This window comes from Inquilinus sp. (assembly GCF_039594555.1).
GTDB lineage: Bacteria > Pseudomonadota > Alphaproteobacteria > DSM-16000 > Inquilinaceae > Inquilinus.
In genome coordinates, this window is the sequence record NZ_JBCNNF010000196.1 from 1 (window position 1) to 12,712 (window position 12,712).

13 protein-coding genes are annotated in these 12,712 nt (G+C 68.3%); 7 read left to right on the top strand and 6 right to left on the bottom strand.

From position 1 onward, the window contains the following. Together ABDW35_RS20405 and ABDW35_RS20410 are read left to right on the top strand one after the other, a co-directional pair. Nucleotides 1-1,514 (top strand): efflux RND transporter permease subunit (locus ABDW35_RS20405; protein WP_343715718.1); only part of this gene is annotated, 1,514 nt, incomplete at its 5' end. Continuing rightward, nucleotides 1,511-2,089, top strand: a complete 579-nt coding sequence (locus ABDW35_RS20410; RefSeq protein WP_343715719.1) for a cytochrome b — start codon at nucleotides 1,511-1,513, stop codon at nucleotides 2,087-2,089. The genes ABDW35_RS20405 and ABDW35_RS20410, both read left to right, overlap by 4 nt. A 149-nt stretch (nucleotides 2,090-2,238) precedes the next feature. On the opposite strand, the gene ABDW35_RS20415 is transcribed toward ABDW35_RS20410, so the two are convergent. Next, on the bottom strand, nucleotides 2,239-3,492 hold the full coding sequence (locus ABDW35_RS20415) for an Hsp70 family protein (protein ID WP_343715720.1): 1,254 nt from the start codon (nucleotides 3,490-3,492) through the stop codon (nucleotides 2,239-2,241). A gap of 218 nt (nucleotides 3,493-3,710) precedes the next feature. Between ABDW35_RS20415 and ABDW35_RS20420 the strand changes: the two genes are divergently transcribed. Then, complete coding sequence (locus ABDW35_RS20420) at nucleotides 3,711-4,856, top strand: hypothetical protein (RefSeq protein ID WP_343715721.1); 1,146 nt, start codon at nucleotides 3,711-3,713, stop codon at nucleotides 4,854-4,856. 7 nt (nucleotides 4,857-4,863) lie between these two features. Here the strand turns inward: ABDW35_RS20420 and ABDW35_RS20425 are convergent, their stop codons facing one another. From ABDW35_RS20425 to ABDW35_RS20435, 3 genes are all read right to left on the bottom strand, one after another. After that, a complete protein-coding gene (locus ABDW35_RS20425; protein ID WP_343715722.1) occupies nucleotides 4,864-5,877 on the bottom strand; it encodes an LLM class flavin-dependent oxidoreductase in 1,014 nt (337 codons plus the stop codon). Nucleotides 5,878-6,022: 145 nt separating this feature from the next. Continuing rightward, a complete protein-coding gene (gene speB / locus ABDW35_RS20430; protein WP_343715723.1) occupies nucleotides 6,023-6,991 on the bottom strand; it encodes an agmatinase in 969 nt (322 codons plus the stop codon). Between the two features lie 55 nt (nucleotides 6,992-7,046). Continuing rightward, nucleotides 7,047-8,387: a glutamine synthetase family protein gene (locus ABDW35_RS20435; RefSeq protein WP_343715724.1), complete on the bottom strand. Its 1,341-nt coding sequence runs from the start codon at nucleotides 8,385-8,387 to the stop codon at nucleotides 7,047-7,049. A gap of 204 nt (nucleotides 8,388-8,591) precedes the next feature. On the opposite strand from ABDW35_RS20435, the gene ABDW35_RS20440 reads away from it, so the two are divergent. Further along, nucleotides 8,592-9,962 (top strand): glutamine synthetase family protein, encoded by a 1,371-nt coding sequence (locus ABDW35_RS20440; protein WP_343715725.1) that lies wholly within the window; start codon nucleotides 8,592-8,594, stop codon nucleotides 9,960-9,962. 156 nt (nucleotides 9,963-10,118) lie between these two features. Here ABDW35_RS20440 and ABDW35_RS20445 read toward each other — a convergent pair whose 3' ends face one another. Then, nucleotides 10,119-11,000, bottom strand: a complete 882-nt coding sequence (locus ABDW35_RS20445) for a class I SAM-dependent methyltransferase (protein WP_343715726.1) — start codon at nucleotides 10,998-11,000, stop codon at nucleotides 10,119-10,121. A 254-nt stretch (nucleotides 11,001-11,254) separates the two neighbouring features. Continuing rightward, nucleotides 11,255-11,773 (bottom strand): AP2 domain-containing protein, encoded by a 519-nt coding sequence (locus ABDW35_RS20450; RefSeq protein ID WP_343715727.1) that lies wholly within the window; start codon nucleotides 11,771-11,773, stop codon nucleotides 11,255-11,257. A gap of 164 nt (nucleotides 11,774-11,937) precedes the next feature. On the opposite strand from ABDW35_RS20450, the gene ABDW35_RS20455 reads away from it, so the two are divergent. From ABDW35_RS20455 to ABDW35_RS20465, 3 genes are all read left to right on the top strand, one after another. Next, complete coding sequence (locus ABDW35_RS20455) at nucleotides 11,938-12,189, top strand: DUF1272 domain-containing protein (RefSeq protein ID WP_343715728.1); 252 nt, start codon at nucleotides 11,938-11,940, stop codon at nucleotides 12,187-12,189. Nucleotides 12,190-12,305: 116 nt separating this feature from the next. Next, the gene (locus ABDW35_RS20460) at nucleotides 12,306-12,590 is read left to right on the top strand and encodes a hypothetical protein (RefSeq protein ID WP_343715729.1); all 285 of its coding nucleotides are present in this window, start codon (nucleotides 12,306-12,308) and stop codon (nucleotides 12,588-12,590) included. Nucleotides 12,591-12,592: 2 nt separating this feature from the next. Further along, nucleotides 12,593-12,712, top strand: a 120-nt coding sequence (locus ABDW35_RS20465; RefSeq protein WP_343715730.1) for a GTP-binding protein, incomplete at its 3' end; no start/stop codon positions are given.

The window sequence follows — 12,712 nt, forward strand, 5'->3', positions numbered from 1 at the left end:
TGCTGGGCCTGACCGGCTGGCAGTTCGGCCGGGCGCCGACCGGCTTCATCCCGGTGATGGACCAGGGCTATTTCCTGACCGCGGTGCAGCTGCCGCCCGGCGCCGCCCTGGCCCGCACCGACGCGGTGATGAAGGCCGTCTCCGACCGGCTGGACGCGACCCCGGGCGTGGCCCACACGGTCTCCATCGCCGGCCTCGACGGTGCCACCTTCACCAACGCCTCGAACAGCGGCGTGGTCTTCGCCATTCTCGACCCCTACGAGGCGCGGGCGGCGCAGGGCCGGACGGTCGACCGGATCATCGCCGACCTGACCGCCCGCCTGGCCGATGTGCCGGAGGCGCGGGTGATCCCGATCAAGCCACCCTCGGTCCGCGGCATGGGCAACACCGGCGGCTTCAAGCTGATGGTCGAGGACCTGGCCGGCGGCACGCCGGAGGAGCTGGAGGCGGCGGTGCGCCAGGTCGTGGCTGCAGCCGGCCAGTCGCCCAAATTCGCCAATGTCTTCAGCCCGTTCAACACGGCGACGCCGAAGCTGTACGCCGATATCGACCGGGTGAAGGCGGAGATGCTGGGCGTGCCAGTCTCCCGGGTGTTCGAGACGCTCGAGATCTATCTCGGCTCGGCCTATGTCAACGACTTCAACCTGCTGGGCCGCACCTTCCAGGTCCGCGCCCAGGCCGATGCCCGCTTCCGCCAGGACCCGGCGGCGCTGGAGGGGCTGAAGACCCGCAGCGACTCCGGCGCCATGGTGCCGCTGGGCTCGGTCGCGACCTTCGAGGAGCGCGCCGGCGCCTATCGCATCCCGCGCTACAACCTGTATCCGGCGGCCGAGATCCAGGGCGCGGCGGCAGCCGGCGTGTCGACCGGCACGGCCCTGGACCGGATGGAGCAGATCGCAGCCGAGACGCTGCCGGACGGCTACGGCTTCGAATGGACCGAGGTGGCGCTGCAGGAGCGGCTGGCCGGCACCAGCGCGCTGCTGGTCTTCGCGGCCTCGGCGGTGTTCGTCTTCCTGCTGCTGGCGGCGCTGTACGAGAGCTGGACCCTGCCGTTGTCGGTGATCCTGATCGTGCCGATGTGCCTGCTGGCGGCGCTGACCGGGTTGCTGGCCTCGGCCATGGACGTCAACATCCTGGCCCAGATCGGCTTCGTGGTGCTGATCGGCCTGGCCGCCAAGAACGCGATCCTGATCGTCGAGTTCGCCCGCCAGGCCGAGGCGGCGGGCGCCGACCGCGCCACGGCCGCGATCGAGGCGGCACGGGTGCGGCTGCGGCCGATCGTGATGACCTCGCTGGCCTTCATCCTGGGCGTGGTGCCGCTGGTTCTGGCCACCGGCGCCGGGGCGGAGATGCGCCAGTCGCTGGGCGTCGTGGTGTTCTTCGGCATGATCGGCGTCACCGCCTTCGGCCTGATCTTCACCCCCACCTTCTATGTCGCCTGCCGCGGGCTAGAGCAGGCGGCCGGGCGTCTCCGCCGGCGTCCCGCCCCCTCACTCCCGGAGGCTGCCGAATGAGCACCAATGTGATCGCTGCCACCGCGCGCCGCGCCGATACCGGCCGCTACACCGCCACCGCGCAATGGCTGCACTGGGTCTCGGCGGCGCTGATGCTGGCCGTGCTGGTGCTGGCCTGGGTGATGGAGAGCCTGCCGAATGGCGACGCCTCCCGCGCAACGGTGGTCATGCTGCACAAGTCGGTCGGGCTGACGATCCTGGGCCTGACTGCGGCGCGGCTGGTGTGGCGGGCCATCCACCCGCCGCCCGCCGCGGCGCGCTGGGCGGCCTGGGAGGCGGCGGCGGCCAAGGCAAGCCACTGGCTGCTCTATCTCCTCCTGCTGGCGATGCCGATCAGCGGCTATCTGATGTCTGCCGGCCGCGGCCGCGCCATCCCGTATTTCGGCCTGTTCGAGGTGCCGCTGCTGACCCCGGCTACCGAGGCGATCTGGCGGATCGGCGCCACCATCCATGCGGTCGGGCACTGGGCGCTCTACGGCCTCGTCGGCCTGCACATCGCCGCCGCGGTCTGGCATGTCGCCATCCGCCGCGACGGCACGCTGGACCGGATGCTGCCGGAGCAGACGGATTCGTGACTGCGGACATCTGAGCGGAAATTGAGTTCGGGCCGCTCGATATTCCATCGTCATTGCGAGCGCAGCGAAGCAATCCAGGGGCCGCACGCACCGGCCCCTGGATTGCTTCGTCGGCTTCGCCTCCTCGCAATGACGCCGAGGAAGGCGGGTTACGGCCCGTAACGCCGCTGCGCCTCGATCGCGAGGCCGACGCCGACCGCGCCGAAGCTGTCCCCCTCCACCACCCGGGCGGCCGGCGCCTCGGCCAGCGCCGCGGCGCGGAAGGCCGGCAGCAGGGCCGAGCCGCCGGTCAGGAACACGGCGTCCAGCCGGTCCGGCGTCAGGCCGGCCGCCTGGATGCAGCGCCGGATCAGCGCCGACAGCCGCGCGACGGCGTCGCGGATCGCCGCGTCCAGCACCGCCCGGCCGGCGCGCAGCCCCAGCTTGGGTTCCACCAGCCGCAGATCGATCACGGTCGGGTCCTTGTCGCCAAGCGCGATCTTCGCCGCCTCGACCCGCAGCGCCAAGCTGTGGCCCAGATTGCCCTCCAGCACCCGCAGCAGCCGGTCGAACTTCTGCGGCGCGCGCGATTCCCGGCGCACGTCCCGCACCTCCGCCACCACTTTGGGGGCGTAGAGGGCGTTGATCCGGCTCCAGGTCGCCAGCATGTGGAAGTAGCGGCTGGGCGCCACCGCGCCCTCGCGCTTCATGCGGGTGCCCATGCCCAGCGCCGGCATCACCGTGGCCAGGCTGAACAGCCGGTCGACATCGGTGCCGCCCAGCCGGATGCCGTCATTGGCCAGGATGTCGCCCGCCCGGTCCGGCAGCGCGCGGCGCTGCGGCCCCAGCCGGACGACCGAGATGTCGGAGGTGCCGCCGCCGATATCGACGATCAGCGCCACCTCCTCCCGGTCCAGCCCGGCCTCATAGGTGCGGGCGGCGGCGATCGGCTCGTACTCGAAGGACACCTCAGCGAATCCAGCCTCGCGCGCGATCGCCTGCAGCGTATCCTGGGCGGCGCGGTCGCCGGCCGGGTCGTCGTCGACGAAATGCACCGGCCGGCCATGCACCACCCGCTCCAGCGCGTGGCCGCAGGCGGCCTCGGCCCGCGCCTTCATCTCGGCCAGGAAGATGCCGATCACCTGCTTGAAGCCGATGCGCTCACGGCCGACCCAGGTGTCCTCCTCGATCAGTGACGTGCCGAGAACCGACTTGATCGAGCGCATCAGCCGGCCGTCCAGGCTCTCGACATAGGAGTCGACGGCCGAACGGCCGAAGCGCGGCGCGCCGCCGACCAGGTCGAACCAGATCGCACTGGGCAGCGTGGTCGACGCGCCCTCGAGCGGCAGCAGCCTTGCGCCTGCGGCGTCGACGATGCCGAGGGTCGAGTTCGAGGTGCCGAAATCCAGGCCGCAGACCGCCATCTCCACCTCCGCTCCAACGGCGAAAAGCCCCGGGTCCGGTCGGACGGGGCTGAAAAGGGGCGCGGGTTTTAGCGCGGGCGCGCGCCGGAGGGAAGAGGCGATGACTGCGCGGATACGACGCGGGGTGAAACGCTCGCGATGAAATGTCCGTCAAAAGCGCCGCGTTTCCCATGTATCATGGTCTTCGAGACGCAGCCATCGGGGGGATGGACCATGCGATGCCGTCGGTTCGCGGGATCGATCGCAGCCCGGCCGGGCCCGTAATGATCGGGGCGACCCGGCCCGAGCTGTTCCGGAACGTCGAGGCGCTGTTCCTCGACGCCGCACTCGACCCCGGCCTGTGGCCAGTCGCCCTCGGCGCCTTTGCCGGCGCAGGCGGAAGCGAGGCCTCGCTGTTCATGACGGCGCGCTCGGCCACCCAGCTCGGGGCGCCCTCCGCCGGGTTCGAGGAGATCATCGAGGCGGCCACGGCCGATGGCTGGCCGCAGCGGAACCCGCGCTTCCCGCGCATCAATGCCCGGACCTGGACCAATTTCGTCTGCGACACCGAGCTGCTGTCCGCCGACGAGATCGCCCGCGACCCGTTCTACAACGAGCTGCTGCGGCCCTTCGGCCTGAAATGGGCGGCCGGGTCGATCCTCCTCTCGAGCCCCACCCTCGGCCCTGTCGTCCTGACGCTGGAGCGGGCGCTGGACGCCGATCCGTTCACGCCGGCGGAGCTCGCGGCCCTCGACGCGCTCCGGCCCTCCTTCGCCCGGGCGGTGCGGCTGGCCGAGAGCCTCGGCTTCCGCAAGCTCGACGGCATGATCGAGGGGTGGGAAGCGGCGGAGGTCGCGGGCGCGATCCTCGGCCCCCAGGGGACCGTGCTGCGCAGCACCGGCGCGCTGATAGGGCTGCTGGGCGACGGGCTGGCGCTTCCGGGCGGCCGGCTGATGGCGATGGCCACCGATGACAACCGGCGCCTGCAGGCCGGCATCGAAGGCAGCATCCGCCCGGCCGGCGCCGTCGCGGGCGGCCCGATCGCGATCCGGCGGCCGAGCGGGCGGCCGCCGCTGGTGGTCGATATCTCTCCCCTGCCCCGCGACCGGATGCTGGTCTTCAACGGCGCCCAGGCGATCGTCCTGATCCGGGACCCCGCCGCGCGCTCGGCATCGGCGGAACGGCGGCTGGCGACCATGTTCGGCCTGTCCCGCGCGGAAGCCCGGCTCGCCGCGCTGCTCGGCGGCGGGGTGCCGTTGGCCGAGGCGGCGGAACGGCTGACGATCCGCTATGAGACGGCCCGGACCCAGTTGAAGGCCATCTTCGTCAAGACCGACACCCACCGGCAGGCCGATCTGGTCGCGCTGTTCGCCCGGCTGGGCTGAGGGCGGCTCAGCCCGCCTGCAGCCCGAACGCCTGCGCCACCAGCTCGTAGGAGCGCAGCCGGGCAGCGTGGTCGTGGATCATGCTGGTGATCATCACCTCGCTGGCCAGGGTCTCGCCCGCCAGCCGCTCGATCTCGGCCTTCACCGTCTCCGGCGTGCCGACGATCTGGTTGCGGCGGGCGTTCTCGGCCACGCGCTTCTCCTCCGCCGTGTAGGGATAGGCCAGCGCCTCCTCCGGGCTCGGCAGCAGGCCCGGCCGGTTGGTGCGCAGCCGCACCCAGGACAGCTGATGCGGCGCCGCCAGCCGCTCCGCCTCCGCCGGATCCTCGGCGCAATAGACCGAGACGGTCAGGATCGAGTGCGGCGCCCGCATCGTCGGCGAGGGCTGGAAATTGGCCCGGTACAGATGCATCGCCGACATCGTGTATTGCGGGCTGAAGTGATGGGCGAAGGCGAAGCCGCAGCCGATGCGGGCGGCGAAGCGGGCGCCGAACTCGCTGGAGCCGAGCATCCAGACCGGCGGCAAGGGCACGTCCTCCGGCACCGCGTGCACATTGCGGAAGGCGTGGTCCGCCGGGAAGGTGCCGTCGGCGAAGGCGCGCAGCTCGGCATATTGCTCGGGGAAGTCGTTGGCGATGACGGCTTCCTGCGACCGGCGCATCGCCAGCGCGGTCAGCTGGTCCGAGCCCGGGGCGCGGCCGAGGCCGAGATCGATCCGGCCGGGATGCAGCGCCTCCAGCATCTTGAAGGCCTCGACCACCCGCAGCGGCGCGTGGTTCGGCAGCATCACCCCGCCGGAGCCGACGCGGATCCGCTCCGTCACCTGGGCGACATGGCCGATCAGGATCTCGGGCGCGGTCGAGGCCACGCCAGGGATCGAATGATGCTCGGCCACCCAGTAGCGGGTGTAGCCCAGCCGATCCGTCAGCCGGGCGAGATCGAGCGAGTTGCGGACCGCCTGCCCCGTCGGGGAGCCGGAGGCGATCGGCGCGAGGTCGAGGACCGAGAGGGGCAGAGTCATCCCTTGAACTTTGGCGGCCGCGGCTTCGGTTCAAGCCCGGGCGCGATCGGGGATCGCTGCGCCGACCGCATGGCGGTCATCCGCCGGGGACGCCGGACGGGTCTGGACAGGCGCGAGACTCGGGGCGGTGCCCACGACCGATCGGTCAGGCCGAGGTCCCTGCCCCGCGGCGCGCCGCCACGCCGGGCGCGAGGGCGCAGAGCAGCTCGAACATCAGCGTCGCCCCGGTCACCGCGGTGAGGCCGGAGGGGTCGAAGGGCGGCGACACCTCGACCAGGTCGGCGCCGATCAGATCCAGCCCAGCCAGGCGGCGCACCATGCGCTGGGCCTCGCGGGTGGTGATGCCGCCGATCTCCGGCGTGCCGGTGCCCGGCGCCATCGAGGGGTCGAGGGCGTCGATGTCGAAGGTCACATAGGCCGGCTGGTCGCCGAGGATCTCCAGCGCCTCGTCCATCACGTCGTCCGGGCCGCGGCGGTCGAACTCCTCGATGAAGACCATGCGGATACCGCAGGCCTTGGCGAAGTCGTAGTTGGCGGCGTCGGAGATCGAGCCGCGCAGCCCGATCTGGACCATCCGCTTCGGGTCGACCAGCCCCTCCTCGATCGCCCGGCGGAACGGCGTGCCGTGGTTGTAGGGGTTGCCGAAGAAGCTGTCATAGGTGTCGGAATGGGCGTCGAACTGGATCAGCCCGACCGGCCGGCCTGCATTCAGGCCGCGCAGGATCGGCAGCGACACCAGATGGTCGCCGCCGGCCGAGAGCGGCACCGCGCCGGCGCGGTGCAGATCGGCGTAGAAGCCGGCGATCGACTCCAGCGACTTCTCCAGGCTGATCGGGTCGACCGGCGCATCGCCGCAATCCGCCACCCGCACCAGATCGTAGGGCGACACGCCGGTGACATGGTGCACCCGGCGCATCAGGCTGGACTGGTTGCGCAGCTCGCGCGGGCCGTGCCGCGCCCCGGCGCGGTTGGTGACGCCGCCGTCGAAGGGCACGCCGACCAGGGCGATGTCGACCTCGGCCGGTGTCGCCAGCGGCAGCCGCATGAAGGTCGGGATGCCGGCGAAGCGCGGCACCTGGCCGGAATCCAGCGGCTCGAACCTGCCGACCATCATGCCCTCCCGATCATCACCGCCCGCCCCGGCATACGTCCGGGGCGGGCGGCCAGACTCAGACGTTCAGCAGCAGGTTCTCGCGCTCCCAGGAGCTGATGACGCGGTGATAGGCGTCGTACTCCTTGTTCTTCACCCACCACACCGCGTCGACCAGCTTCTCGCCCAGCACCTCACGCAGCGGACGCGAGGCGGAGAACTTGTTGAGGCTGTCATAGAGGTGGCGCGGCAGGGTGAAGGCCAGGCGCTTGGCCGAGCCCTCGACCGGGTTCGACGGCTGCATCTCGTTGACGATGCCGAGATAGCCGCAGGCCAGCGAGGCCGCGAACATCAGATAGGGGTTGCAGTCGGCGCCCGCCACCCGGTTCTCGACCCGCTTGGCCTGCGGCTCGTCGATCGGCACCCGGAAGCCGACCGTGCGGTTGTCCATGCCCCAATGGACGTTGATCGGCGCGTCGCTCTCCGGGTCCAGGCGGCGGTAGGAGTTCACGTTCGGCGCGAACAGTGGCATCGCTGCCGGGACGAATTTCTGCAAGCCCGCGATATAGGACAGGAACAGCTCGCTGTTCTCGCCCGTCTCGGTGGCGAACAGGTTCCGGCCGGTCTTGGCGTCGTTCACGCTCTGGTGCAGGTGCATGGCGCTGCCGGGCTCGTTCTGCAGCGGCTTGGCCATGAAGGTGGCGTAGACATCGTGGCGCATCGCCGTCTCGCGCACCGTGCGCTTGAAGATCAGCACCTGGTCGGCAAGCTCGAGCGGGTCGCCATGGTTGAAGTTGATCTCGATCTGCGCGGCGCCCGCCTCATGCGCCAGGGTGTCGACGTCGAGGCCCATCGCCTCGCAATGGTCGTAGATCTCCTCGAAGATCGGATCGAATTCGTTGACCGCGTCGATGCCGTAGGATTGGCGCCCCGTCTCCGGCCGGCCGGACCGGCCGATCGGCGGCTCCAGCGGATAGTCGGGGTCGATGTTCTTCTTGACCAGGTAGAATTCGAGCTCGGGCGCCACCAGCGGCTTCCAGCCCTTCTCCTGATACAGCTTCAGCACCCGCCGCAGCACATGGCGGCACGACAGCTCGCACGGGCTGCCGTCGACATACTCCGCGTCGCAGATCACCTGCGCCGTCGGCTCCTCGTACCAGGGGACGATGCGGATCGTCTCGCGGTCCGGCACCATGTAGATGTCGATATCGGCGGCGTTGGTGACGTCGTCATCGGGGTAGTCCCCGGTCACAGTCTGCATGAAGATCGATTCCGGGATCCGCATCCCGCGGGTCTTCAAGCCCTTGATGAACTTGTCGTCGGGCAGGATCTTGCCCCGGGCGATCCCGTTGATGTCCGGGACCAGGCACTCGACTTCGGTCACGCCATGGTCGTGAATGAAGTCCACGAGCTTCTGCATAAAATCATGGTCAGCCCCTTTAGGCGGACCCCGCTTCTCGTTTCATCTGCGCCCCCACCATACCTGAGCCCCCCGGGGGGCTGGGAAGGGGGATGGTCGGGGACCCCGACGGTTCGCAGGCATGGCCGCTGCGACTCGGCCCGGCTTGACACTTCCCGGCCGGCTGCGAGGATGAACGCTTCGTGGCAACTATTGCGTGACCAAATGCATGAACGCACACCGAACGACATCGTAAGGAATTTCCGCGCGCAATTTCCTGACATCACGCACATCGACGCCCTGGTCTGCGACATGTGCGGCGTCCTGCGCGGCAAGAAGGTCCCGGTCGGGACACTGGACAAGATCTTCCGCGACGGCCTGACCTTCCCCGGCTCCCTCTTCGCCACCGACATCACCGGCGAAACGGTCGAGGAGACCGGCCTCGGCTTCGCCGATGGCGACGCGGACCGCGACTGCTTCCCCGTCCCGCACACCCTCGACCCGGTGCCGTGGCTGTCGCGCCCGACCGGCCAGGTGCTGCTGGCGATGCGGGATCTCGACGGCTCCCCCTTCTTCGCCGATCCGCGCACCGTCCTGGCCAATGTCGTCCAGCGCCTGCGCGACGACGGGCTGCATCCGGTGGTGGCGGTGGAGCTTGAGTTCTATCTGGTCGACCGCAAGCGCGGCGAGGATGGCCGGCCGCGGCCCCCGGTGTCGCCGATCAGCGGCAAGCGCCAGGACACCACTCAGGTCTACGGCATCGACGAGCTGTATGACTTCAACGACCTGCTGCACGAGATCTACGACACCTGCGTCGCGCAGGGCATTCCGGTCGACAGCCTGGTCTCCGAATACGCACCGGGGCAGTACGAGATCAATCTGCGCCACGTCGCCGACCCGCTCGAGGCCTGCGACGACGCGGTGCTGTTCAAGCGGGTGGTCAAATCGGTGGCGGCCAAGCACGGGGTCGAGGCCACTTTCATGGCCAAGCCCTATCCCGACCAGGCCGGCAGCGGCTTCCACATCCATATGAGCATGCTGGACGCGGCCGGCGCCAGCCTGTTCGCGGCGGAGGATCCGCACGGCACGCCGATGCTGCGCCATGCCATCGGCGGTCTTGGCGCCACGATGGCGGAGGGCATGGCGGTGTTCGCCCAGAACCAGAACGCCTTCCGCCGGTTCCAGCCGAACTCCTACGTGCCCCATGCCCCGACCTGGGCTGCGAACAACCGCAGCGTGTCGCTGCGCATCCCGCCGGGCAAGCCGAAGGACCGCCGGGTCGAGCACCGCGTCGCCGGCGCCGACAGCAACCCTTATCTGGTGGTCGCGGCGGTGCTGGCCGGAGCGCATCACGGCATCAAACGGCAGATCGATCCAGGCCCGCCGATCCAGGGCAACGCCTATGACAAGATCGAGCCGACCTTGACCTCGTCCTGGATCGTGGCGCTGGAGCAGCTCGACGGCTCGGCCTTCTTCAACGAGTATTTCGGCCGCCGCTTCCTCGACATCTACCTGGCCCTGAAATGGGCCGAGCGGGACAAATTCTTCTCGCAGATCAGTCAGCTCGAATACGACTGGTATCTGAGCAAGGTCTGACACTCATCGGGCCCCATCCTTCATGGCGGGGCAGGCCGTGAGTGAAATCGGCAACTAGTGGTATAGGAACTGCAACTCCAGCACCATGGACGTTCTGGAGTTGCAGTCTCAGAATCTCATATTGGCGAAAATCACCAGCCCCGGCCAATGCCGCCATCACGCGTTTTCGACCGCTCCGTTTTTGACGGCGCGCATGCTGTAGGTGAATGTGCGCAGCTCGGCAGCTCCGTATAGGGCAGAAAGGTTATCCGATGGCACGTTGTTGATCATGATCCGATGCTCGGCCGTGACTGAGAAGCCGGCTTCTTGCGCGAACCACCTGACCTGCGAGGATGTTAGCCGGTTGAGTTCATCGCGAAACCATATCTCGGGAAATGTACGACTATAATCGTTGCCATAGATAAGATGCGCCCATGGCTGGCTGCGTCTGAAGTAGTTGCAATCATCGCACCGTAGAGGATTGCGGGTGGCCTCGGACTCGGCGGACCATTGGTAAGCGCTGAGCGATCCCCTGTGGGCAGCCGAAGCCCCACATTTCTCCGGCATCTCCCAGCAACGCACGCCCTGCGGCTTGATTGACCAGGACGGTTCGTCCAGGAAGAGCAACTGGTGGTCATGATGACCGACTGGATGCTGGTAACAATCGTGGTGCACGAAAATCTCGGTCCCCGGGCGCAGACACCGTGCCAACGACCGAAAAAGGCCCCGCAAATCAGACACATGCTCCGTCATTAGATGCATGAATACGATATCGACCGACTTGATCAGGTCAGCACCGAATGCTTCGGCAGCATGGTCGATGTCACATTGTCTGAACTCGATATGCTGGCGTAGTTCGGGGCTGACAATGTTCTGGAGGTCGCTCGCCAGAACTGAGCGGGCTCCCATACCATGAAATGCCCCCGAGAATATGCCGTCACCGCATCCCAGGTCCCAGACAACCAAGCCCAATGGATGTGGCATTAATGCTTGCCTTACAAATCCGGTGATCACCCCCTGCATTGGGTGATACCGGTCGCCATACGCATCGCGCATCATTCCCCCCGTGTTGCGCATTGCTCGGGCAGAACATGCGGTTGACGCGCATTCTGCGTCAACAAATACCCTTGCGAACCCTGCAGGAACGAATGTCGCGAGCGTGCGTTAGCCGAGCAACCGCATGCAAGACCACCGGGTTGCTATGGGCGGAGCACAGAGGGCAAGGGAGGTCGGGAAGTGAAGAATCGGGCCTGTGTCCGGCGCTCCAGCATACCCCGGATTGGCGTGAGTCCGGCCCCGGGCTTCCCAGTTCCTTATGAGCGGGCAGCGCTCGACGAGGCCGTCACCTGACGCTGCCGCTTGGCCGTAGCCCTCCGCTCGGGCACGTAGATGTCCAGCAGCTCCTCGAGCCGCTCCTCGTTGCCGGCGGTCATCTCCGCCCGGGTGGCGAAGGCCAGTTCGCGCGCATCATGCTCGCCCAGCTGGGCCACCGAATATTTCTTCTGCCGGCGCACGCCATCCTGGGTCCAATAGGCGGTCCAGAAGGCCGAATTCCCGCCGGGGCGAACATAACGTGCGACGCCCGGGACGCCGTGCGGCGTGTTGCGGCGCGGCAGCAACCGGGTCCGCAGCGACCGGATCTCCTGATGCTCCAGCAGATGCGCCAGTGCAAAGGCTTCGGCAGCGGCCTTCGCCTTGTCCGAAGAGCCGCCATGAGCAAGATCGGAAAAGAATTTGCGCGTGTGCTTTCCAGCCACCGAATATCGCACGAGCCAACCGAGCATTCGCTTGGCGGGATTGTCAATTCGGCTGACGCGCATCGAGGTCTCCATGTTGCTGATCCGATACTGGCACAGGGTGGCGTCCCATGGCAGTCATTGTGAGGCACATGAAGCATTTGTATGAATTCCTCACCGGCGACGCGGTGCGTGGTCGCGGAGACGAAAATCGGCACTGCGGTCCGGTCAAGGAAGGATCGCTGGACCTGGAGGATTCGATGCTTGAGCTGCGCCCGAACTGCGAATGCTGCGATAAGGACCTGCCGCCCGACTCGCGGGACGCGCTGATCTGCAGCTTCGAATGCACCTTCTGCACCGACTGCGCCGGGACGGTGCTGGGCGGCCGGTGCCCGAATTGCGGCGGCGGCTTCACGCCCCGCCCGATCCGCCCGGCGGCGGCGCTGGCCCGGCACCCGGCCTCGACCGTCCGCGTGCTCAAGCCCGAGGGGTGCCAGCCGCCGGCCGACTGAGCCCGGCACCGATTTCCAGGAGCTGCGGCAACAGCGATCACCATAGGGTCAACGGAGGGCTTGCGTTCGGGATTTAACTGTTATGATATAACATTTTAATTTACCGGATGAAAGCCATGCCAGACCAGCCCTCCAGCACATTCGAGCAGATCGCCCCCGGCATCCACACCCCGGCCGGCTTCACCCGCGCGACCGGCGAGATCCGGCGCCTGTTGGCCGAGTTCGAAGCCGTCGGCCTGTCCCCGGCCGCGCTGTCTTCGGCGCTGCTGACCGAGGCCATGCCGCGGCTGGTGGCCGTGCACGGCTCCGCGCGCTGCGCCGAGCTGCTGGGATCGCTGGCGCTCGGGCTGCGGCTGGACGAGATCGCGGCCGCGCCCGCCCGGCGCCGCTGGGTGTCGTGACCATGCGGCCCGACGCCCGCCTACCCGTCACCGTCCTCTCAGGCTTCCTCGGCGCCGGCAAGACGACGCTGCTGAACCACGTCCTGCGCAACCGGGAAGGCCGCCGGGTCGCGGTCATCGTC

Excerpts from the sequence above, each read along its gene's own strand:
- ABDW35_RS20410 (WP_343715719.1), top strand. The coding sequence starts at position 1,511 with ATGAGCACCAATGTGATCGCTGCCACCGCGCGCCGCGCCGATACCGGC.
- ABDW35_RS20415 (WP_343715720.1), bottom strand. The coding sequence starts at position 3,492 with ATGGCGGTCTGCGGCCTGGATTTCGGCACCTCGAACTCGACCCTCGGC.
- ABDW35_RS20420 (WP_343715721.1), top strand. The coding sequence starts at position 3,711 with ATGCCGTCGGTTCGCGGGATCGATCGCAGCCCGGCCGGGCCCGTAATG.
- ABDW35_RS20425 (WP_343715722.1), bottom strand. The coding sequence starts at position 5,877 with ATGACTCTGCCCCTCTCGGTCCTCGACCTCGCGCCGATCGCCTCCGGC.
- speB (WP_343715723.1), bottom strand. The coding sequence starts at position 6,991 with ATGATGGTCGGCAGGTTCGAGCCGCTGGATTCCGGCCAGGTGCCGCGC.
- ABDW35_RS20435 (WP_343715724.1), bottom strand. The coding sequence starts at position 8,387 with ATGCAGAAGCTCGTGGACTTCATTCACGACCATGGCGTGACCGAAGTC.
- ABDW35_RS20440 (WP_343715725.1), top strand. The coding sequence starts at position 8,592 with ATGCATGAACGCACACCGAACGACATCGTAAGGAATTTCCGCGCGCAA.
- ABDW35_RS20445 (WP_343715726.1), bottom strand. The coding sequence starts at position 11,000 with ATGATGCGCGATGCGTATGGCGACCGGTATCACCCAATGCAGGGGGTG.
- ABDW35_RS20450 (WP_343715727.1), bottom strand. The coding sequence starts at position 11,773 with ATGGAGACCTCGATGCGCGTCAGCCGAATTGACAATCCCGCCAAGCGA.
- ABDW35_RS20455 (WP_343715728.1), top strand. The coding sequence starts at position 11,938 with ATGCTTGAGCTGCGCCCGAACTGCGAATGCTGCGATAAGGACCTGCCG.
- ABDW35_RS20460 (WP_343715729.1), top strand. The coding sequence starts at position 12,306 with ATGCCAGACCAGCCCTCCAGCACATTCGAGCAGATCGCCCCCGGCATC.